24 protein-coding genes are annotated in these 21,566 nt (G+C 52.6%); 9 read left to right on the top strand and 15 right to left on the bottom strand.

All coding sequences use genetic code 11. The annotated features are described in order from the left end of the window. Positions 1-20: 20 nt before the first annotated feature. On the bottom strand, positions 21-1,355 hold the full coding sequence (locus tag UNDYM_RS21770) for a PLP-dependent aminotransferase family protein (protein WP_162042963.1): 1,335 nt from the start codon (positions 1,353-1,355) through the stop codon (positions 21-23). 87 nt (positions 1,356-1,442) lie between these two features. Here UNDYM_RS21770 and UNDYM_RS21765 point away from each other — a divergent pair, with 87 nt between their 5' ends. Both UNDYM_RS21765 and UNDYM_RS21760 read left to right on the top strand, forming a co-directional pair. After that, entirely contained in the window at positions 1,443-2,039 is a 597-nt protein-coding gene (locus UNDYM_RS21765) for a DJ-1/PfpI family protein (protein ID WP_162042961.1), read from the top strand. 64 nt (positions 2,040-2,103) lie between these two features. Then, complete coding sequence (locus tag UNDYM_RS21760) at positions 2,104-2,397, top strand: hypothetical protein (protein ID WP_162042959.1); 294 nt, start codon at positions 2,104-2,106, stop codon at positions 2,395-2,397. A gap of 142 nt (positions 2,398-2,539) precedes the next feature. Here UNDYM_RS21760 and UNDYM_RS21755 read toward each other — a convergent pair whose 3' ends face one another. From UNDYM_RS21755 to UNDYM_RS21735, 5 genes are all read right to left on the bottom strand, one after another. After that, positions 2,540-2,761, bottom strand: coding sequence for a hypothetical protein (locus UNDYM_RS21755; RefSeq protein ID WP_162042957.1), 222 nt, complete (start codon positions 2,759-2,761; stop codon positions 2,540-2,542). Positions 2,762-3,072: 311 nt separating this feature from the next. Continuing rightward, positions 3,073-3,765 (bottom strand): hypothetical protein, encoded by a 693-nt coding sequence (locus UNDYM_RS21750; RefSeq protein WP_162042955.1) that lies wholly within the window; start codon positions 3,763-3,765, stop codon positions 3,073-3,075. Between the two features lie 79 nt (positions 3,766-3,844). Continuing rightward, complete coding sequence (locus UNDYM_RS21745; protein WP_162042953.1) at positions 3,845-4,987, bottom strand: PLP-dependent aspartate aminotransferase family protein; 1,143 nt, start codon at positions 4,985-4,987, stop codon at positions 3,845-3,847. A gap of 22 nt (positions 4,988-5,009) precedes the next feature. Beyond that, the gene (locus tag UNDYM_RS21740; RefSeq protein ID WP_162042951.1) at positions 5,010-5,528 is read right to left on the bottom strand and encodes an isochorismatase family protein; all 519 of its coding nucleotides are present in this window, start codon (positions 5,526-5,528) and stop codon (positions 5,010-5,012) included. Positions 5,529-5,575: 47 nt separating this feature from the next. After that, positions 5,576-6,253: a GntR family transcriptional regulator gene (locus UNDYM_RS21735; RefSeq protein ID WP_162042949.1), complete on the bottom strand. Its 678-nt coding sequence runs from the start codon at positions 6,251-6,253 to the stop codon at positions 5,576-5,578. Between the two features lie 229 nt (positions 6,254-6,482). Here UNDYM_RS21735 and UNDYM_RS21730 point away from each other — a divergent pair, with 229 nt between their 5' ends. After that, complete coding sequence (locus UNDYM_RS21730; protein WP_162042948.1) at positions 6,483-7,043, top strand: DUF6210 family protein; 561 nt, start codon at positions 6,483-6,485, stop codon at positions 7,041-7,043. Positions 7,044-7,058: 15 nt separating this feature from the next. After that, entirely contained in the window at positions 7,059-7,370 is a 312-nt protein-coding gene (locus UNDYM_RS21725; protein ID WP_162042946.1) for a hypothetical protein, read from the top strand. Between the two features lie 394 nt (positions 7,371-7,764). Here UNDYM_RS21725 and UNDYM_RS21720 read toward each other — a convergent pair whose 3' ends face one another. The 3 genes from UNDYM_RS21720 to UNDYM_RS21710 form a co-directional block, all read right to left on the bottom strand. Further along, positions 7,765-8,154, bottom strand: coding sequence for a cupin domain-containing protein (locus UNDYM_RS21720; protein WP_162042944.1), 390 nt, complete (start codon positions 8,152-8,154; stop codon positions 7,765-7,767). 80 nt (positions 8,155-8,234) lie between these two features. Continuing rightward, complete coding sequence (locus tag UNDYM_RS21715) at positions 8,235-9,065, bottom strand: AraC family transcriptional regulator (RefSeq protein ID WP_162042941.1); 831 nt, start codon at positions 9,063-9,065, stop codon at positions 8,235-8,237. 543 nt (positions 9,066-9,608) lie between these two features. Further along, on the bottom strand, positions 9,609-10,139 hold the full coding sequence (locus UNDYM_RS21710) for a hypothetical protein (protein ID WP_162042939.1): 531 nt from the start codon (positions 10,137-10,139) through the stop codon (positions 9,609-9,611). 92 nt (positions 10,140-10,231) lie between these two features. Between UNDYM_RS21710 and UNDYM_RS21705 the strand changes: the two genes are divergently transcribed. Next, positions 10,232-11,320 (top strand): hypothetical protein, encoded by a 1,089-nt coding sequence (locus UNDYM_RS21705; RefSeq protein ID WP_162042937.1) that lies wholly within the window; start codon positions 10,232-10,234, stop codon positions 11,318-11,320. A gap of 216 nt (positions 11,321-11,536) precedes the next feature. On the opposite strand, the gene UNDYM_RS21700 is transcribed toward UNDYM_RS21705, so the two are convergent. Then, positions 11,537-12,553, bottom strand: a complete 1,017-nt coding sequence (locus tag UNDYM_RS21700) for a YiiG family protein (RefSeq protein ID WP_162042935.1) — start codon at positions 12,551-12,553, stop codon at positions 11,537-11,539. Positions 12,554-12,863: 310 nt separating this feature from the next. Between UNDYM_RS21700 and UNDYM_RS21695 the strand changes: the two genes are divergently transcribed. Then, the gene (locus UNDYM_RS21695; protein WP_232063563.1) at positions 12,864-14,963 is read left to right on the top strand and encodes a hypothetical protein; all 2,100 of its coding nucleotides are present in this window, start codon (positions 12,864-12,866) and stop codon (positions 14,961-14,963) included. Between the two features lie 82 nt (positions 14,964-15,045). On the opposite strand, the gene UNDYM_RS21690 is transcribed toward UNDYM_RS21695, so the two are convergent. After that, on the bottom strand, positions 15,046-15,579 hold the full coding sequence (locus UNDYM_RS21690; RefSeq protein ID WP_162042934.1) for a hypothetical protein: 534 nt from the start codon (positions 15,577-15,579) through the stop codon (positions 15,046-15,048). A 114-nt stretch (positions 15,580-15,693) separates the two neighbouring features. On the opposite strand from UNDYM_RS21690, the gene UNDYM_RS21685 reads away from it, so the two are divergent. Then, complete coding sequence (locus UNDYM_RS21685; RefSeq protein ID WP_162042932.1) at positions 15,694-16,545, top strand: LysR family transcriptional regulator; 852 nt, start codon at positions 15,694-15,696, stop codon at positions 16,543-16,545. Between the two features lie 147 nt (positions 16,546-16,692). Here the strand turns inward: UNDYM_RS21685 and UNDYM_RS21680 are convergent, their stop codons facing one another. The 3 genes from UNDYM_RS21680 to UNDYM_RS21670 form a co-directional block, all read right to left on the bottom strand. Continuing rightward, positions 16,693-18,639 carry a M61 family metallopeptidase gene (locus UNDYM_RS21680; RefSeq protein ID WP_162042930.1) on the bottom strand — a complete coding sequence of 649 codons (1,947 nt, stop codon included), beginning with the start codon at positions 18,637-18,639 and terminating at the stop codon, positions 16,693-16,695. 64 nt (positions 18,640-18,703) lie between these two features. Continuing rightward, entirely contained in the window at positions 18,704-18,910 is a 207-nt protein-coding gene (locus tag UNDYM_RS21675) for a hypothetical protein (protein ID WP_162042928.1), read from the bottom strand. Next, entirely contained in the window at positions 18,892-19,581 is a 690-nt protein-coding gene (locus UNDYM_RS21670) for an NAD(P)H-binding protein (protein WP_162042926.1), read from the bottom strand. Before UNDYM_RS21670 ends, UNDYM_RS21675 begins: the two co-directional genes overlap by 19 nt. An 82-nt stretch (positions 19,582-19,663) precedes the next feature. Here UNDYM_RS21670 and UNDYM_RS21665 point away from each other — a divergent pair, with 82 nt between their 5' ends. Continuing rightward, positions 19,664-19,828, top strand: coding sequence for a hypothetical protein (locus tag UNDYM_RS21665; RefSeq protein WP_162042925.1), 165 nt, complete (start codon positions 19,664-19,666; stop codon positions 19,826-19,828). 47 nt (positions 19,829-19,875) lie between these two features. On the opposite strand, the gene UNDYM_RS21660 is transcribed toward UNDYM_RS21665, so the two are convergent. Then, on the bottom strand, positions 19,876-20,697 hold the full coding sequence (locus tag UNDYM_RS21660; protein WP_162042923.1) for an inositol monophosphatase family protein: 822 nt from the start codon (positions 20,695-20,697) through the stop codon (positions 19,876-19,878). A 67-nt stretch (positions 20,698-20,764) separates the two neighbouring features. On the opposite strand from UNDYM_RS21660, the gene UNDYM_RS21655 reads away from it, so the two are divergent. Next, positions 20,765-21,397 carry a TetR/AcrR family transcriptional regulator gene (locus UNDYM_RS21655; RefSeq protein ID WP_162042922.1) on the top strand — a complete coding sequence of 211 codons (633 nt, stop codon included), beginning with the start codon at positions 20,765-20,767 and terminating at the stop codon, positions 21,395-21,397. Positions 21,398-21,566: the final 169 nt, after the last annotated feature.

Genomic DNA, 21,566 nt, shown 5'->3' with positions numbered 1-21,566 from the left:
TCATTTATGATCATTCCTGATCAATACACATACCGCGCCAACACCTGCCTGAACTTCTCCAGCGCCACTTTGAGTACATCCATCTCCACCGAGCCCAGTGCCAGACGTAAGGCATGCGGCACCTGTTCTGTGGTGGCAAAGGGTTCTGCCGTTGAGACGGCAATCTGCTCGCGTTCCAGTGCCATGGCTATCTGGTCTGCGCGCAGCTCTGCTGGCAGCGGCAGCCAGATAAAATACGATGCCGGATGGCTGATGTAATCAAATCCGGTGAGTACTTTGCCCGCCAGGGCCTGTCTGGCTTTGGCATCGGCACGCTTTTCTTTTTCAAGACGGACTACCGTGCCATCGCCCAGCCAGTTGCATACCAGGCTGGTCATCAGGGCAGGAGTGTTCCAGGTCGTGGCCCGTATTGCGCGTTCAATCGCGGGCAGGTGTTGCTTGGGGGCGGCAACATAACCCACCCTGAGCCCGGTAGAAATATTCTTGGAAAATCCTGAGATATACACCGTCAGCTCAGGTGCCATTGCCGCCAGTGGTGCAGGTGGCCTGGTCGCCAGAAACGCATAAGCAGCATCTTCCATGATCAGCAAGCCATGTTTGCGGGCGATGCGCACCAGCTCTTGCCGCCATGGCAGACCCATGACCAGGCCCAGAGGGTTGTGCATGGTGGGCATGGTATATACCGCCCGCACCTTGCGTTGCCTGCATAGTTTTTCCAGTGCGTTCAGGTTGGGGCCGTCTTTGCCCATTGCAATCGGTAGCAATTCCAGATGCTGTGCTTGTGCAACAACTTTGAAGCCGGGATAAGTCAGGGCATCTACAGCAACCACATCACCGGGTTGCAGCAAGGCCATGGCGGTCACTGCCAGCCCATGTTGCGCACCGCTGACGATGGCTACCTGCTCAGCACTGACATCAAGACCACGACTCGCAAGATGGCGGGCCATGGCGGCACGCTCATGCTGTCTGCCGCCATGCGGCTGGTAACGCAGCAGTGCATCTATATCACCTGAAGATGCCAGCTGGCGCAAGGCGGCGCGCAATAATTCTGCCTGGCCCGGCAGGGATGGATAATTAAAATTCAGGTCAGTCATCCCTGTCGCGGTCGCATGCTGGTCTATGCCCATGCCAGGTGACAGCGTCGTTTCACGCACAAAGGTGCCGCGCCCGGTTTCACCACTGACCAGGCCCATGGTTTCGAGCTCTGCATACACGCGGCTGGCCGTGACCAGCGCCAGACCATGTGTTGCTGCAAGTTTGCGGTGTGTGGGCAGGCGGGTGCCTGGCGCCAGGCGGCCAGAACGTATTTCGCTGGCGAGTGTATCGACTAGCTGTTTATAGCGGCTCAGCGGCATAGTAAAGCGTATCCATGACAATTATTTGATTGTATTGTGTTGCCAGCTTATTATGCCTCATCACCATTGCAAACCGAAAGAGAGATTATGCATATCGCCATCCTGACATTTGAAGGTTTTAATGAACTTGATTCCCTGATCGCTCTGGGTATTTTGAACCGCATCAAGACGCCAGGCTGGCGTGTGTCCATCGCCAGTCCTGCTGCACAGGTTCGTTCCATGAATGGGCTCTTGCTGGAGTCGCAGATATCCCTGCAGGAAGCAAATGCAGCAGATGCCGTCATCATCGGCAGTGGCATGCGCACCCGAGAAGTGGTGGAAGACGCCGCCCTGATGGCGCAATTGCGGCTTGACCCAGCCCGGCAAATCCTGGGCGCACAGTGTTCAGGCACGCTGGTGCTGGCCAAACTGGGTTTGCTGGGCAGCGTGCCAGCCTGCACTGACCTTACCACCAAACCCTGGGTGCAGGCAGCAGGTGTTGAAGTCCTGAACCAACCCTTCTTCGCCAAAGATAACGTCGCCACTGCGGGCGGTTGCCTGGCTTCACAATACCTGGCTGCCTGGGTCATTGCCCGCCTGGCAGGAACAGAAGCCGCAGAAAGCGCCATTCACTATGTTGCCCCGGTCGGTGAGAAAGAAGACTATGTGGAGCGCACCATGCGCAATATCACTCCGTATTTGTGACACCGGCGATGGGTTCAGGATAAGATGCGTGTTCCCGGTTTCCACTGTTACAGTCCACCAGTATATGAACGAACACCTTGCCTATTTCAAGGAACTTGTAGAACCCCTGATCCCCGCTTCCTATGTCCTGACCTGGACTGAATATCTGGAAGGGGATTTTGGTGATTTGAAAAGACTGGAATTTTCATCATCCTCCAAAATCGGCGCGATCGATTTCTGGTCCAAAGACTGGCTGGCAATGGATGTCGTTGACCTTGATGCAGGAGATCAGGTCTTGAATGTGCTTTACTCACCCGATCAGATGCATGAAATACCAACAGGCTTTGCGCGGCTGCTGGAGATGTTGTCGGCGTCCTGAGGTATTGTGTTGCAGGTACGATTAGCAATGCATAATCGTACGCATGTAGCTATAAAACCTGAGATAGATTAATGGCTTCAATAGCTTGCATACGTTCGATTATGTTGCGCTAATCGCACCTGCGAAGTTGATTAATTTCGTGCTATTCAACTACCTGCATCCATCGCCTTTCTTGCATGGTGCGTTCCTTGAAATACTTGCGCGGATTGCCGCACATATGGCAACTGCAGGTTGTTGGTGTATGCAAGACCATACCCAGGCGCAAGACACTGAGCTTTTCTTCCCAGCTATAAAAATAATACTGACGTTTCTTTTTCAGACGCGCAGCATGGTGCCTGCGCAAAGCACGAGAGAGATCTTTCATGATAGTTCCTCATTACCCCAGGCGGCCCGATTGCCGCCTTGTGTGGCATGAAGAACTTTTTGCTGTACTGGTTCATGATGGACTTTCTATATTTGAAATATCAATATCGCGTATTTGCGGATACTCCAGATTTTTGCAAGAGGCTATATGATGCGTTATTAGAGAAGATAGCGTGCTGCATACCGCCAGCTTACGGTGTATTGCATATGTTCTGCATTTGCTATGTAGGTGGCGACGTTCGCAATTGGGTAGATGCGTCATGCGCCCTATTCATTGATAGTAAATCGGTGCGCGTGGTGCGCCCCACAAATCTATGTAGCCTGGAGACTGTCAATGCAATGTAAGCTCAGCGCATCCAGATACAATGCCAGCTCTTGCGGGGCTTCGTGCATGATGAGCAGGTAAGGATGGATTGAAGTTTTCTTCTTGAACAGCATGGTGACATGTTGTCCGCTGAAGTACCAGCCTTCCAGTGTTTTGCTCCAGGCCAGCCAGGTGCCGTTGGTGTTGATGCGGTAACAAGAGACGACATTATCACGAAACTGATATTCTGCAGTGAATGGCAAGACTTTTTTTGGGGCCTTGAGTATTTTGGCGGCACTAAGATTGGCAATCCGGCGCCAGTAGGGCAGGATGATATTTTCCTGTGTTTTCAGGAGCCTGTCGGTATCCCAGGTGGCAAAAAAAGCTACAGAAAACAGGAAGAAAAGTAGCAGACCAACCCTGATGCCATGCATTGTCGAGCCATCCAGGGAAATTAAAACCACCGATAGACAGAGCCCAATGGCGCTGGCATATTTCGCCAGCCTTGCGCGAAGTAATTGTATGGTGTCTGTAAAAATCCGCTTACGGAAAACGAGCAGGCGATCACATACCAGGCTGCACAGTTCTGCTTCAAGTGCCGCAAAAAAATCTGCTTGCACCTGTGTTTGCAAATCTAAACGCTGTTTGCATGTATAAGTCGCGACGGGTATCTGGTGTATGGAATCTGTACTCTCGGTCATTTAGGGGAATATCTGTTTTGGGCTGCCTGGGCTGGTACAGTCCACATATTGTATGTTGCCAGTCTAACACAGGCCATTATTAGTCCAAAGTAGCCAGCGCCCGTTCAAGATCAGCCAGCAAGTCATCGACATGTTCCACACCCACATGCAGGCGCAGCAGCCAGCCGGTTTTTGGCGCACGCTGTGGCGCAACCGCGATCAGGCTGTGTACGCCACCCCAGCTATTGCCCAGCGTGAATAGCTGTAGTGCGGCGACAAACTTTTCTATCGCTGGCAGATTGTCTTGCTTCAGGCTGAAAGACAGCAAGCCATTGCCGAGTTTGAAATCGCGTTTCCATAAGTGGTGATAATTATCCCCCGGCAGTGGGGGATAATTGAGTTGCGCTATCGCTGCATGGCTTTGCAAAAATGCGGCGATGCGCAGGGCAGATACATATTGCCTTTCCAGCCGCAAGGCCAGCGTCGGCAAGCCGCGCAGGGCCAGGAAGCATTCATCGGGGGCGACGTAATAGCCCAGCAGTTCTGCGGTATCACGCAGGGCATGGTAGGCTGCTTCATCGCGTGTGCTGACTGCACCCATCAATAAATCAGAATGCCCGCCCACGTATTTGGTCAGTGCTTGTATGCTGAAATCGACACCGGCATCCAGCGCCCTGAAGCCCAGTGCCGTGGCCCAGGTATTGTCCATCACCACCTTGATCTGGCGTGCATGGGCAGCAGCAACGATGGCAGGTATGTCCTGCATTTCCATGCTGTTGGAGGCCGGGCTTTCTGTCCACACCAGTTTGGTATTGTCTTCAAAAAAATCAGCGATGCCAGCGCCAATATCATTGGGGTAAATGCTGTGGCGCACACCCCATTTGGCAAACAAGGTTTTGGTGGTTTCCAGCGTCGGGCCATAGATGCTGTCCGGCAGCAGCACATGGTCGCCCGCAGCCAGCAACATGCTGTTGACCAGCACCGCCGAGGCGAGGCCAGTTGGCACCAGCACGGTATAGCCACCACCTTCAAGCTCAGACAATTTATTTGCCAGCGCATAGTGGGTGGGCGTGCCATTTTGCCCGTAGCTATAACCCGTGTGTGCCTGCGCTTGCCTGTGCAGGAAGGAGGCAACGTCAGGAAAAACGATAGTCGATGCATGGAATACACCTTGCGACAACGAGGCAAATCCATCCGGGATATCGCTGGCAGGTTTTACGAGGCTGGTGCTGATGTCAGTCATGGTTATACTCTCCAAACGCTGATCAGAATGGCAGTTGCGCAGCCGGTATCACGCTGATCTGCCCCATCTCGCTCCATACCCAGTTGTGGTGATTGCTGATGGTCGCTGCATCCAGGTGAGGGCGGTTGCGCGTGGTATGGGCATCGGCAATGACGTTGGTCTTGATACCCAGCGCCGCTGCCTGCCGTATTGCACTGTCTAAACAAAACTCGCTGGCGTAGCCGCAGACAAACACTTCATCTATGCCACGTTTAGCAAGCCCGGCTTCAAAGCCGGTTTGCTGGAAAGCGCTGCTGTGCTGCTTCGCGCAAACATAGTCGCCAGCCTGTGGTGCAATGGCGGTGGGGAATTGCCAGCTGTCGCTGTCTTTTTCCCATGCAGTACCTTCTTCATTATGCTGCACATACACGACCGGCATGTTGGCCTTGCGCGCTCTCGCAATCAATTCGTTGATACGCGTCAGCACCTCGTCTGCCCTATGAGCTGGCGGGTCGATGAAAACTGCATTCTGGAAATCGATGATGAGCAGGGCAGATGGCATGGTTTACTCCAAAATTGATAAGCGGGCTTAGAAAGGGGACTATCGGCTTATGCAGAAACAGCAGTTGCGATCACTTGCAATAAATCTGGTGGCAGAGTCCAGTTTTGTTTGATGGCCTGCACTGCTGCCTGGGTATCAACGGCACGAAGCGCCGCGATGATGGTTTTGTGTTCTTGTATCGATTGCGGTGCCATGCGCTGGTCATCAAAATGCGCCAGCTCTATGCGTTTAATGCGCGGGCGCAGATTTGCCAGCAGTTTTTCTATCTCCGCATTCTGGCTGGCCCGCACGATGAGGGCATGGAATTGCGCATCAAGTTCAGTCGCACGTTGATGCGCATGTGCTGCAATAGCCTGCGCGAGTGCCGTATTGACAGCCTCAAGTTCCTGTAAATCAGCTTCAGTCAGTCGGGGTGCTGCCAGCTCTAGCGCCGTCGCTTCCAGTGCGGCGACGACCGGGTAAAGCTCGATAATTTCTTCCAGCCTTGAAGGTGCGACCTTGGTCCATTTATGAAAACTGGTAATGACCAGACCCTCATCCTCCAGTTGCCGCAAGGCCTCACGCACAGGCGTGCGCGATACCCCGAGCTGCAAGGCCAGTTCCTGATCACGCAAAATTTCTCCAGGCGCGAGCTGCAATTCTATGATCCATTGCTTGAGACTGCGATAGACCTCTTCACGGGCGAGGGAGCGGCTTAAGGGGGCTGTGCTGGTGGGGATGGGCATGCTGGGTTGGGTGTTATTAAATGATAAGTAAAGTTATTTCTAAGCAATTTTAAGTTTGTAGTATGTAATATACTACAGAAATTTGAAGCTGTCGCTTACAGAAATTTATTGTCCACCTGGAATAGCACATGCTTTAATGTTAATTAATTGTTTTTAGCAACCTTGGCAATATTGCCGTTTCTGAGTAGCTTAAGAATAAGATAGATGCAATTTCACACGAGAATACAGAATGAGTTGGTTAAAGAAACTACTGGGTATCAAAGACGAGGTGCCACTTGCAACCAAACCTATAGCAAAGTCGCAGAGTAGTAATTTCCCACCTTATACATTTTCGCCACGTACGTCTGCTGCCCGTAAAATTGTGCTTGAGAGTGAAAAGCGTAAGTTGATTGATGTGGAAATTCCGGAAATAAGAGGTTTGTATCTCATCGTCCATCACCCGACGGGAGTTGAATACACCCATCAATGTGCTGGCACTGCGTGTTTTCATCCTTCTTTGGAAGGCTATCTTGTACCGATTGAAGCTTCATATGAAGCAGAAAACGAATTGGCCAGCTACTTCTTGCCAGCTCATAGTCGTTCGGGTCTTAGCGAGAGAGACGCAGAAGATATTGATGCCATATTTAAGCGGCATAAACTTGAATGGCTTTGCATTGCTCCTAACCGTCTAAAGGACTCGTATGAAGCCTGGATACACGTTTGTATTAAACCAGAGTACACGTGGGTACCATTTTGTGAAGGCTCAGATCCTCCGGCCGAAATGGTTTTGATTTGGCAAAACAGTGATTGATGAACTGGAATTTATATGGCAAGTGAAGCAAATTTTGATGTGGTGTTCCAAAAAGTAATTTCTCTTTGGCCTGCAAGTATTAATGTGAGTAATAAAAAATTCCATGATAATGGCGGAGTCACGATACCTGAGTTGAGCAAGACGCATGATACGGTGGAATCTGCCATTTACGCTATGGAAGATAATGGGTACTTGTTCAAAATGGATTGGGCGATTTTTACAGTGCTTCATGGTTCAGCTAAATCGCAGGATCAAATTGTTCCGGCGAATATAGACTTGGAGAAGTTGCATGAGGTATTTGATCGGTATCTTGCGCCAATGGCGTGATAATTAAGTAATGACTTGCCTGCGAGGTGGGGTGCGCACGGCGCACTCTGCAAGCTTCGGCCAAGAATGCTCGTGTTGCGTAAGTTGTGCGTGTGAATTCAAAAGGTCAAAGACTGCAGCGCTCAAGATAGACAAATAAGCCCCGATCCCGTCATGCCGGACTTGATCTGGCATCCAGTGTCGTTTAACCCGGGCCTGAAAATTCTTGGAACATATGCAAAAACAATGTGTTGCATTTTATTCATGGGCCGGGCCGCAAGTATGCGACGAAAGCCGCTGGATGCCAGATCAAGTCTGGCATGACGACTTTTAGATTGCTGTTTTGCCTGAGCTGGATATTTTTTTAAAGTGTACGATAAAACCCAGCGCCAAAAACCGGAACAAAACCCCAAAATCAAATCCACACATCCAGCTCACTGGTACGCTCCCCGCCTTCATCACCGGTATTGACCACACCACGCGGTTCTATCAACAAGAGTTTGACTTCATGTTCTGCACTGGGTTTATGCTCCACGCCTTTGGGCACGACAAACATTTCGCCTGTAGATATCAGTACATGGCCATCGCGAAAATCGATGCGTAACTGGCCTTCAAGCACGATGAAGCTTTCATCAGTTTCGGCATGGTCATGCCAGATGAAATCGCCTTGCAGTCTGGCGACTTTGAATTGGTAGTTATTCATCTCGGCGATGACTTTTTGTGACCACTGTTCGCTGAACAGACTGAACTTGTTGGCGAAATTAATGCTGTGATAAGTCTTGCTGTCGTTGACTTTGGCATTCATGGCTGGCGCTCCTGGCTTTTGTTTGAAAAGCGCCAGCATACGCAAGCTGCCACATCAATTCTTGTACGTTTGTGCGTCAGCTATTCAGGCCGTGATGTTTTGCCATGCATGTTCAGCCAGCGCAGAGGTGTCAGGCCAAAGGCCTTGCTGAAGTGTTTGCTCATGTGGCTCTGGTCGCTGAACCCGGCAGCCAGTGCGGCATTTACTAGCGTGTAGCCTTGCATCAGCAGGCTTTTGACGAGGTCAAGGCGGCGCATGGTCAGGTAGCGGTAGGGGCTGGTGCCAAACAGCAGGCGGAAATCGCGTGACAGGCTCCAGCGGTCACGGCCACTGTGGTCTGCCAGTTCATCGAGGGTGATGTTGTCCGTCATGGCGCTGTGGATATACTCACGCGCCCGTTCGGCGGCCTGGTAATCAAAATGCAATTTACTTGTCGCTGCGCCAGCGAGTTTGTCTGAGCAGGTGTGCATGGCATGGGCCAGGTCGAACAGCGCGTCTTGTTCTTCCAGCGCATCCATGGGTTTGTCCATGGCTTGCAGCAGTGGCAGGGTGGCGGCATACAGGCGTGGATCGGTGGAAATGCCGTTCCTGACAAATGGTAAAGCCTGGCCGCCCAGGATTTGCTGTATCAGCGCAGGTTCGACATAGATCATGCGGTAATGAAAACCATCGCCAGTACCTGCCTGGCCATCATGCGCTTCATCAGGATGCAGCACAATGGTACCACCAGGCAGGCTGTTACACATGCTGCCGCGATAAGCAAAGCTTTGCACCCCCGCCAGCGTGCTGCCTATGGCGTAGGTATCGTGTCTGTGCATGGCATAGGCATTGCCTGAAAAATAAGCTTCAATACGTTCCAGCCGGTCAGACCCTGGCGCCTGGCGTATCCAGTCGGTGTTTTTCTTGCTCATGGCGGTGTGCTCGCTTCCATGGGGTATATGCTAGCACTTGTGGGTGGTTTTTACACCGTGCCTGAATTTGTGCGCCAGATACCTGCTCAAGTCCGGCATGACGATTCGAACCTTGTAGTTTTGAATAGGGGATGAGTTTTTGTAAAAAAACCGTCAAGTGCAGTACGCCCCCGCTTTCCTGCTATTAGAAAGACTCACAGCCTGATTTTGCTCATGGCACCAAACCCGTCATGCCGGACTTGATCCGGCATCCAGTGGCGTTTGGCCCGGGCTTGCAAATTCTTGCTGGATTATGCAAAAACAGTGCGCAGAGTTCCCTTCATGAACAAGGGCACAAATGCTCGACGAAAGTCGCTGGATGCCGGATCAAGTCCGGCATGACGATTGGATTGGACGATTTTCATCCTAAATGCAGGTTGAGTTTTTTTGAAGTGCCGAAAAATCACTGAGGTAGTGTGCAAGATAATACTCCACACGAGATACTCAAACTCATGCCAAGCCACTATATTGCAGCGCTCATCACTTCCAGCCCATGCACGCGATTCATGGCAATTCTTTCGGTGGCAAGGCTGGCATGCCTTTTTTTGTGAGTATATATTCGCAGCGTTTTTTTTGTCCGGCTTCATCCAGACCGGCAAAGTGGTTTTCCACGTCTTCCTTGATATTCTTGTTGAGCTTAAGCTCTTTCCACTTCGCTGGAATTTCATAGGCTGGTCTTGCACTGTCGGCCCGCTGCTTTGACATATCTGTCATTTGTTCAGCGTAATTGAGTGGATTGGTCGCGGTGTTGGCAGAGTGCTTCTTTGCCATCCCCATGAATTTTGATGTGGTAGAACTCATTGCATACATCATTTTTATGTCCTTGTCCCAAGCTATTCTTTTCTCGGCAAAGCGTGTTTGGTAGGCTGGGTCAATTTGTGTGCAATGTGTTTCCAGTTCATCGGCGGTCGTATACAGCAATTTGACCATGAACAGGGAAGCTAGTTGGTGGATGTCGCCTGCCGTGTCTTGCGCAAGGCTGCTGCCCGACGCCAGCAGCAGCGCCGTGCTGATACATAAGATGCTACTTTTCATTACATTTCATTTCCAAAATGGGCGGGCTGCGGTAAATTTGAATCGCATGGCAATGCTATCATTCCCGCTATTCAAATAACACGGGGGCTGGCATGAAAGCATCTAATTTCTTTGGCATGCTGGCATCCTCGACGCTGGCTGTTTGCTGTCTTGTGCAGCCTGCCAGTGCCACACCTGCCTGGCAGCGTTTGCATCTTCCTGTACCTGGTCAGCAGGCCGGATATGATTTTCCGGTGTATGCGAATCACATGCTTGATGGAAAACTCGATACGATACGTGAAGTGATCATCGTCCAGCATGGCATACAGCGTAATGGCGACGATTATTATGCGGCGGCGATGGCCTTGTTGCAGGCATCTGGCCGCTCGCTGGATGAAGTGCTGGTGATTGTGCCTAATTTTCCGGGCAAACCGGATACTGGTTTTGATGGCATGCCGGTCTGGTCGGTGCAGGGCTGGACCGGGGGTGAGCCTGCCTTGCCGGGCACAGGCACGCAGACGGGTTTGAGTTCATTGCAGGTCATCGATGATATCGCCCAACTGCTGGCCGACAAGTCACGCCTGCCTCAGCTAAAGAAAATCACTTTCGCTGGGCATTCTGGTGGTGGGCAGTTGATACACCGTTATGCTGTCCTCAATCATGTGGATGAAGCCTTGCGGGCGCGCGGGCTGGATGTGCAATATGTGGTGGCGAATCCCTCATCGTATCTGTATTTCACGCCTGAGCGGCCCGCATCCACTGGTTTTGCACTCTACGATAAATCAGTATGCCCCGCCTATGATGACTACCGCTATGGTATGCAAAATATGGTGTCCTATGCCAAGGGCATGGCTGGCCTGGATTTATACAACCGTCACCTGCAAAGACAGGTGACTTATCTGGTTGGTAGCTTGGATACTGATCCAAACCACCGCGTGCTCGACAAGTCCTGCGGTGCCGAGGCAGAAGGGCCAACGCGCTATGACCGCGCCCATGCCTACTGGGCTTATGAACAATATCTGGGTAAGCAAACCCCGGTCGCCAAAGCCCTGCCAGCCAGCAACCATCATTACCTCGATGTGGAAGGCGTAGGGCATGACCAAACCAGGATGTTCGGTTCGCAATGCGGGGTGAAATTGCTGTTCGGCGACAAGGCCGCAGTGGATAAACAGGCCGCGCAATGCAAGCCTGTAAAGCCATAAAAAAATGCCCTCAGACGACAAGGGCATTGTAAAGAGCAACTCCAGATGGGGACCTGGAGTACTACCGGGTGGGGTTCATGTGGGGCTTCTTCAAACGCACTCCAAGTCTGCAGAGTACCGATGCACGCTTGAAAAAATCCCGCATGAGTAAAAAAATCGTGAATGCTTAATTGTGTATGCTTATTTTTATGCTCAATTTTGTATAATTAATCGACCTCAGCGGTGCATGCGGTTACTCGCTTCTATCAATTCATTGTAGGCCTTGGTGACTTTCTCCTGGCTGCCTTCTACCATCCAGGCTGAACCTGGCTTGAGCATCATCTTGTCGCCTTCACTGTAGGGTACTTTGTCACGGATGCGGCGCACGCGTTCTTTGGCGGCCTTGCGATAATCTTCGCTGGCTCTCTCCAGGCTGGACCAGCCGCTGGCCGCGCTTTCGCTATTCTTTTTGACATAGGCAATCGCTTCGTCAGTCAGGCTTTCATACTCGGCCAGTGCCTTGGCAGCAGTGACGGCGTCGAATTTCTCTTCACCTATCAGGCGTATCAGGTGCTTGGCCTTGCTCATCAGGGCCATTTGCAGATAGGGTAGCTGGCGGCCCTCGTTTTTTTCAAGTTGCTGCATTTCTGCATCGAGTACCTTGTCGTTCTCTGCTTCGATTTCATCAGAAAAAATATTACTCTTTTCTTCAAACAGCTTCATCGCTGCTGCCAGCGGCGCATGCATTTTCTTGCCCTTGGCAAAGGCATCATCCTTGTAGTTGTCGCGGCTGTAATACTGGTCGGCATCGGTAACCAGTGTGCCCAACTCTGCCAGGCTGTTGATGTAAGCCGTAGCGGCCACATCAAGTTTGCCCGGTGCTGCCTTGCCTGCCTGGGCAAAGCTGGCCTGGCATTTGGCTATCTCATCGACATCGATTTTATACAGACCATACACCACGCTTTCTTTTCCGCTGGGGCCAGTTTCCATGTTCTTGACCCAGCTCGCGTAACGCGCAATGCTGCGATGGGCATTTCTGTCGAGCTGGTTATAGCAGGCGATGTAATCTTGCAGTTTGTCTGAGCCGCTTGCTGCGGGGGTAGAGACCGCTGCCGGCGCAGTCGCTGGCGCAACTTGTACCTGACTTGCGACAACGGGCTGGGTTGCAGTCGTTGCGGGTGCATTGTCGGTATTTTTGCTGCATGCGGTAGCCAGCAAGATCAAGCCCAGGCCCGCCAGCGTGCGCGTTCGCATTGTCGTACATATTGTCGTACGCGTGTTTATTGAGATTGCAGATACAGCAGAGTGAGGCAAAGTCATGCTAGTCAAGTTCAGATTGGGTGGGCCATCTTAGCCGCTTGATGTTTTTAAAGTTGCAACAATTTGTATCCATTTGTGTGTTTGGTTGCACTGTATTTTGTTTCTGCGTTTTTATGCACCACTGGTAGGTTTCTGGCGACGAACGGTCATGTGCTTGCTTTATTTTTTGACTACTATTCAGGGGCTCAACGCGGCACTGTTGCTGTGCTCTTCTTACCCTTTCACAAGCGAAGGTGAATTCACCATGTCAAAGAAAATTCCGGTTGCATGCGCAGCCCTGGGCTTGCTCACCCTTGCGCTATCCTCTGCGTTTGCCCAGGCAGGCAGCGTTACAGGCGCCTCACTTCCTGATGTCAGTATCAGCAGCACGGTTGATACTGTGCAGAGCAATGTTCCCGTCACTTTCGGCCAGGCTTTTGCCGTTGGTGATGTGCCAGCCGGTGCCAGTCTGGCGGGCCAGCTCAGTAGCGGAGCAGGCATTTCATTGCAGGTCGATGTCAAGGCCAGGCATGCCGATGGCTCGGTGCGCCATGCCATCATCAGCACGGTCTTGCCGCAACTGAGCAAGAGTGCGCCGCAAAGCCTGCAATTGAAACTGGCTCCTCTGGCACCACCTGCAAGCCAGGTCGCCAAGCCTGCCGATTTGCTCAATGCCGGTTTTAATGGCAGCGTAAATATTACGATTGCTGGCAAGTTGTATACCGCGTCAATTGAACAGGCGCTCAGGAGTGGCAAGGTGCAAGACTGGCTCAGTGGTTCGCAAACGGGTGAATGGCTGGTGTCTGCGCCATTGTATGATTCCACCGGCCTGACTCATCCGCATCTGCATGCGCGCTTTGCAATACGCTCTTATACCGGCTATGGCAAGGCCAGGGTTGATGTGACGATAGAAAATGACTGGGCCTATCAACCGGCACCGCAAAATTTTACTTATGATGCCGAGGTCGTCATCGGTGGCCAGAGCGTGTTTTCGCAAGCCAACCTGACGCATTTTCATCACACCCGCTGGCGCAAGACTTTCTGGTGGGGAGGAGCACCGCAAACCCATATTGCCCATAACAAGGCTTATCTCATCGCCAGCAAGGCTGTGCCCAATTATGATCAGCGCATAGCCATTTCCGAGACAGCGTTGAACAATATGAAAAACCTCATGAGCGGCGTCAAGTTCCAGCCCATGGGGCCGGGCCTGGCGGAACCTGGCATGCCCACTACTGGTGGCAGGCCGGATATTGGCCTCATGCCTGGATGGTCTGCCGCGTACCTGCTAAGCATGGACAAGCGCGCCAAAGACGCCACACTGGCGACGGCAGACCTGGCTGGCAGCTGGTCTGCCCATTACCGCGATCAAAAGACTGACAAGCCCATCAGCCTGCATGATTATCCCTACATGACCATACTGGGCACACCAGGCGACACCTACAACCCGGCCACCAGGCAGCGCGAGGCTTTCCCAGTTTGTGGCGGTACTTGCACCAACCCTAATATTGCAGACGCTGCGCATACACCAGCCTTCAGCTACCTGCCTTACCTGGTCACGGGTGATTATTATCACCTTGAGGAGATGCAGTTCTGGGCGATGTGGGATGTGTTCCAGACCAACCCCGGTTATCGCGCCAATATCCAGGGACTGGTGTATCAGTCGAACGTGCGTGTGCAGGCCTGGGATATACGCAACCTGGCCGAGACCGCCTATATCACGCCTGACAATGATGTACTCAAGGCCGAGTTCACCAGGATATTGTCGAACAATCTGGATTACTACAACACCACCTACAGCAATAATGCGGCAGCCAATATCTTTGGTGCCATCACCGGCCCGGGGGCGATTGTTTATAACAGCAATATCGGTATAGCACCGTGGATGGATGACTTCTTCACCTCGGCGGCTGGGCGTGCTGCTGAACTGGGCTTCAGCAAGGCCCAGCCGCTATTGAGCTGGAAAGCCAGGTTCCCGGTGAACCGCATGCTGGCACCTGATTACTGCTGGATTTTTGGTGGCATCTATAGCCTCAACCTCAGGGCAAACGCAACGGCACCCTTGTACACCACATTTGGGCAGGCGTATGAAGCCAGCCGCAATCCTGTCGTGGCTGGCATGGCCTGCAATAGCCCGGAAATGGCAAAAGCGCTGGGATTGAAGGTGGGTGAGATGACAGGCTATTCAAGCATAGCTACCGGCTATCCATCGAACATGCAGCCCGCTCTGGCCTATGCAGCAGATTCTGGCTTTACTGGCGGTGCCGCAGCCTGGCAAAAATTCATGCAACGCAGTGTCTTGCCTGATTACACTGCATGGCCAGAATTTGCGATCGTACCGCGTACGGTGGTGACACCGCAGCGCTAAGATTGTTACGCTAAGATTATTACGCGTGTAGTTACTAAAAAATGGTGGATGGCCGCATGGCCATCCATCATTTTTTTCGGGTTTATTCAGACGGCAATGCCCGCACGGTATAAAACTCGCTGGCGATTCTCCTGTGGCCGTTGATCTTCAGCAGATGCAGCAGCTTCCAGCCAAAGCCACCTTTTTGCGTGCCTGCTTCTTTGGTCACAAAATCCAATGACACTTGCGCCAGTGCGCCATCCTGCTTGATATCGACATTATAAAAATCCTGTTCCAGCTTGCGACCGCTGCCAAATACACCCTGGTGAAAATCCGCATAACGGCGGGTATCGATGCTAGCGCCAGTATTGGCGATATCTGCGACGCCTCGCACCGCCATGAAAGGCACTTGCGCATCAAGCAAGAGCGTGGCAAAGGTCTTGCCGTCACCCGTGCTGACGGATGTCGTGTAGCTGTTCAGCAGGCGCGCTATGGCCTGCTTGTCCTCAGCGCTGTTGAAGTAATGGGATTGAAAATCGACAGAGGAGGGGACAGCTGCGGCGGCAGGATTGGTCATGGTGCTTGCTATAGTGAGGGTCAGGATGAAAGTAAAGGCAACGCGGGGTATCAATTTCATGGCGGGTTTTCCTTCAAAAGAGTGCATTCGGCTACTATAGTGAGCTGAGACCCATTAATAAATCGAATATTCATAATGCAAGGTATTACAAAGCCTAATGATTGATCGCCTCCCATGAAAAACCTCGACATAGGCTTGCTCAGAACCTTCCTGCATGTCGCAGAAACGCGCAGCATGAGTTTTGCCGCGCAAAGGCTGCACATGACGCAGGGCGCAGTCAGCCAGCAAATCAAGCGGCTGGAAGACATGGTCGGCAAGCGCTTGCTGGACAGGGCCAGGTCTGGTGTCAGCCTGACAGTGGAAGGGCAGGTATTGTTGCAAAAGGCGCGCAGCCTGGTAGAAATGAATGACGCCATCCTCGCCTCCATGACGCTGGCCGAAGTAGCAGGTACAGTGCACCTCGGTGTACCACATGACCTGATGGTCATGCACCTGCCGAATATCCTGCCTGCCTTTGTCAAAGCCTATCCGCAGGTAGAAATATCCCTGCTCGCAGGTTCATCCACTGAGTTGATGAAAAACTTTGACAGCGGCCTGCTGGATATTGCCATCATTGAAGCGCCTGCTGGCTCTGCTCAAGGAGAATTGCTGTCACTGGAAAGACCAGTCTGGGCAGGCAGGCGCGATGGCAGTGCCTGGCAAAAACGGCCATTGCCGATCTGCCTGGTGTCAGAAACCTGCGTCTTCAAACCCACGGTAGTGCGTGAACTCGCCAGGGCCAGCATAGACTGGCGCAATGTCGTCGATTACCCCAGCATGGAAGCCATCAGCGCCACCGTCCAGGCAGACCTGGCAGTGACGGCCTTGCTGCCATCTACGGTACCGCCCGGGTTGGATATATTCGGCGAAGAGGCTGGCTTGCCAGTGCTCGATGAATTTGCCATCAGCCTGCGCATGCCCGCGCATGGGGCCAGTGCAGCGAGCATGGCGCTGGCGGAAGCGATACGGGGGGCGTATAAGGTATAAGCAATATTGTAGGTTGGGCTACGTCTCATCAGCCCAACACTCAGCGTTTAATAAACGTATGCGTTATTTCGAAGCCCAGTGTTGGGCTGATACCCCGTAGCCCAACCTACAGGCCGGGGCCAACCTACAGGCCCGGCCCATCCGCAATCACCCGCCCACATAAACAGGCAAACTCAACAAGCCTTCGAGCTTATCTACCGTACCAGGAATACGCTCCAGACGCGGGTAGCGCAGCGAGCCGGTATAGTTGATGGCAACAGTACGCGTTTTACCATCAGCCATGAAAGTCAGTTCTATCGCTTCTTTTGATATCGCTGCCGCCTTGATCGCCTGTTTCAATACCGTATCCGAATACGCTTCCTTCCCCACGTTCAGCAAGCGCGCACCCAGGCTGATGCCAGCGCGAAAGGCCGGGCCTTCCCATGTTACGCTGTTGACCACGCCATTGCCATTGACTGTCAGGCCCAGCGAATGAGAAAAATCTGTCGCACCTGCATCCACTTCCATCTTCGTGAAATAGTCTGTGGGTTCATCGGTGTAAATCAGGCGATAGCCGCTGCGTGTCAGGCCATCCAGCGCGTGGCTGGCATCGTGGGTTTGCAGGCGGTTGGTGAAGTAACTAGCCCAGTCATAAGGCACGAACTGGTTCAGACCCTTGCAGATATCCACAAAGGTATAGGTGCTGATAGCACTGTTCGCTTTGCCGCCACCAAAGAACTTGCCGGCGAAATCTGCCAGGCCGAATTTGCCGGAGGAACGTTCGCGCATCAGCATCTCTACATCCAGCCACAGCATCACGCCTTCGACATAATAATCTTCACGGCGTTGCCAGTCGCGCCAGCGCACTGCGGCCTTGCCGCCCGCCATGTAGATGGGGTCTATCGTGCTGTCTTGCAGTGATTTCCATTGCCTGCCCACGCGGGCGCTGACAAAGGCGGCATCCATCGCCAGTGCATCCAGGCTTTGCTGGCGTGTCATGAAGCCCAGGTGCGATGTCAGTATACGGCCCCAGAATTCTGTCTGCCCCTCATACATCCACAGCAGACTGCCGCGCATGGGCATGTTCAGGTTGGGCGTCCATAAATCAGCAGGCTGGCGGTAGCGGCCATTCCAGGCATGCGCATATTCATGAGGATGCAGGCTGGCAATGCGTAATTGTGCATCGGCATTCGTGAAAAAATCAGCAGGCAGATTGATCTCTGTCGATTCTGAATGCTCGGCACCACCGCCAGAAAATATCGTATCCGAGAGCGTCACCAGAAAATCAAAATGCGGATAAGGCTGACCCTTGAACAGTTTAGGAACTGCCGCCACCATAGACTGATACCTCGCCAGAAATTCTGGCGTGATGGCAATCGCAGCCTCAGAGTCGCCCAGCATATTCAAACGTACCGGCACAGCCGCGCCCGCAGGTGTGAGTTCTACCCGTTTGAAATACCGCCCTGCATACACAGGCGCATCCATGAGTTTTTCAACACTGGTTTGTTTGAAGCTGATCTGATTGCCATTGACTGTATTGCTATCCAGCGAAGTAGCGAATTGAAAATTCTCAGGAAGGGTGAGGGAGGCGGTGCTGGCAATATTGCGCAGATACCAGCCCGCCGGATACAGCGCCAGCTTAGACCATTGCAATTTCAAAATGTCCGGCGACAAACCACGGCTGGCTGGCAGTATCTGGAAATCCAGCTTCAGTTCACGCGTAGTTTTTGGCACATTGATGTGAAAGGCATACGGGTTCACCGCATCGCGTTGCCATTCCAGCTTTGTCTCACCTGCCATGATGTTCAGGCCTGCCAGGTCAGCGACGGTTTGCGTGGCCGCATGGCTGGTGGTTTCCCATTCGGGATACAGCAAGACCATGTGGCCGCTTTTTTGCACGGGTATACTCTGCCGCACACGAATGATCTTGTGCACCGTATCAGAGGCATCGACATCCAGTGCCATGGCACCATGAAACACCCGGTCACGCGGTGTTTCGATTGACGGTGCCGGTGTTGCGGCCCTGGGGCCAGGGTCAGAATGCACTGCTTGCGCTGCTTCTATAAGAGCAATTTGCGAAAAAGACAGAACAAGGGCTGGCAGTAGCTTATTCATAGGCAATCTGTTAATGGAAATTCTCAAGTGATGCCCGTAGTGACTACTTTACGGACGGTCTGCTTCAGGCCATTTTTAGCCGAGAAAGTTCCACAGAACAAAGGATATATGCATGATCTGTCTGCTTACCATTGATAATCTCACGCGCAGGGCCATTGCCTGAATTTGATATGCCTGTAGCTGCCGCAATCATGGCGGCTGTCAGATTCGCATTGTAGGTTGCACCGGGAAAAATAATAAGTAGTCCTTTATTTAACGCCATTCCAGCCATACAGGCACCGGCCCGGCATCATTACCATATACATCCCATACACTATCCTCAGGTGCTGAGCTTGCCGCCGCAACCATGGCAGCGGCCAGGTCAGGTCTTGCTATCGTGCGCTTCATGTCGAGACGATGATTCGCCTGGGCAGACAGCATGGCGGCTGTTGCTGGCCTGGTCGTTTCAATGCCATTTTCCAGTACATCAACCAGGCGCGGCGCACGCAGTATCACATACGGCAGGCCGCTATCCAAAAGTGCCTGTTCCCTGTCCACGATATTTTTTTGCATGCCGCGCTTGGCCAGGTTCAGCAAATGCCAGGTCAGTGATGATTTGCCCGGCCCCATGACCGAGAGCAGGATAATGCGTGGTGGTTTTGCGTGACGCTGTATACCATTCAGTACATTCACGAAACCATCAAACATCACCGAGCGTATCAGCTGTTTTGATGCAAATGCCTTGTGAATATCCACCGTAAAAAACACTGCCTCCAGCTCACCTGCCAGTGCTGCGGCTATGGCGTCCGGCTTGCCCACATCGGCAACAACAGGCTTGATAAATTCTGTTGCTGCGGGTGGCTTGCGTGCTATGGCACGTACTGTGTGACCCTGGCTGGCCAGCAAACGGGTGATGGCCAAACCTGTGCCGCTGCTGGCACCGACGACTGCGTATTCTTTCATGATCATTCTCTTTTCTCTTATTGATTAGGACATACGTAAAATTGGCCTTGACGGTTTTTGCCTCAACCATGCATGGATGGCAATGAGCACGATGAGCGCAAGCTATGTAGCGCGCCCCAAACCGTCATTCCCGCAGGCTTTTAGCGGGAATCCATCGTTGATCAACCGCACAGGCAGTAAGGCAGGCAAGGCCGATCAGGCATGGATACCCGCCTGCGCGGGTATGACGAATTGGAACCTCCGGTAAGCTGCAAGCTTTGGGGCTGTGTTACCTAAGTCCTATTGATATTCTGTTTATATGTTTTTCAAAACGTTGACCAACTGGCCATTCATCACAGGTGCGCTGGCAATAAAATTGGGGCTGGATAAAGTCCAGGGCTGGCCTGTCCAGTCTGTCACCAGTCCACCGGCTTCAGTCACCAGCAAGGCACCGCTGACGAGGCCAGACAAGACATTGCCGTGCTGCCAGAATGCATCGAGTTGTCCGCTGGCGACCTGTACCAGTTGCATGGTGGCAGGTACAGCCATGCGCACCAGCAGCGCATGTTCCAGCATGGCCGTGACAGACTGGCCTATCTTGCTGTAAGCCAGCTTGCCTTCACCGGGCGTCGCCTGACCAGTGCTGACCAGGGCCGCTGCCAGAGTGGGTTTTTGTGATACATGCAGAGGCTGGCCGTTCAGATAAGCACCGCCACCGCGCACTGCCGTATACAGCTTTGCCGCCAGCGGTTCAGCAACCACCGTCAGCACCGGCACATTGTCACGTACCAGCGTTGCCGTCACTACCCATTCAGTCGTGCCGTGGATATGGTTGACATTGCCTTCTGCCGGGTCAGCCACCCACCATTCGCCAGCAGGCAGGGGGCCGCTGGATTTTTCATCGTCCAGCCATTGCGCACCAGGGCGCAGGGTCAGTAAAGATTCACGCAATTGCGCTGTGACGGCAACGTCATTGTCTTCTATCATCGTCAGCAGTTGCGGCAAGTCAGCGGGACGTGCATCTGGCTTGAAACGCTGTAGCAGCAGGTCAGCCGCTTCGCGCACTGCAATCACGGTTTTGTCGAGCAATTGCGGGTCGTATCCATTTTTGAATTCCGTTTTGTTTAAGGTTTTCATGATTAATTCGTGTTCGTTAAGGTAGATATATAATATGAGCTATCGCTCATATTGAAAACTCGCATTCATGACCAAACCCATCAAGAAGGCCGCCACCCCGCTGGCCCCTCGTAAAAGCCCCACACAAGCCCGCTCTGTGGCCACTGTAGAAGCCATATTGCAAGCTGCTGCTCACATTCTCGAAACTGAAGGCCTCAGTGCCTGCTCCACCAATGCCGTAGCAAGAAAGGCTGGCGTCAGCATAGGTTCGCTGTACCAGTACTTCCCCTCAAAAGACGCCATCAGCAGGGCGCTGATACTGGAACAAACCACCGCACTGGTTGAAGATGCCGAAAAAATAGATCTGGAACAGGGTGGCCGCAAGGCGTTGGAAGACTTGATCGATGTCGCCATCATCCACCAACTAAAAAGACCGGCGCTGGCAAAAATACTCGACGCAGAAGAACTGCGCCTGCCCGTCGCCGCAGACCTCAAACGCCAGTCCACCCGCCTGCGCAAAACCGTGCACGACATACTCTCTCAGGCCGATATGCCAGAAGGTGCAAACGATGCAGAAGTCATGGCCGATTTAATGGGCATCATCAAGGGCATGGTCGATGCAGCGGGGGTGCGTGCCGGTTCACATATCGAGACGAGTGCAGTGAATTTACGCAGACGGGTACGGCGTGCGGTCTTTGGGTATCTGGATGCGGGAAAATAGGGGGACTGAAAAATTATTCATGTAGCAGCCAAGGGGAATGATCGTGGCGATCTAATTGTGTTGCTTGATTACTTGACTACTGGAGGTCAGTGGTGACCCCGTCTTTGTCTTTCTGCGTCTTTCTGCGCTTATCAACGGGGCCTGTCCAGTGGCAGAGCCATTTTTCCAT

Source organism: Undibacterium sp. YM2 (assembly GCF_009937975.1).
Taxonomy (GTDB): Bacteria; Pseudomonadota; Gammaproteobacteria; order Burkholderiales; family Burkholderiaceae_D; genus Undibacterium.
Note: the sequence above shows the minus strand (reverse complement) of the source record. Positions and strands in the feature narration are given on the sequence as shown.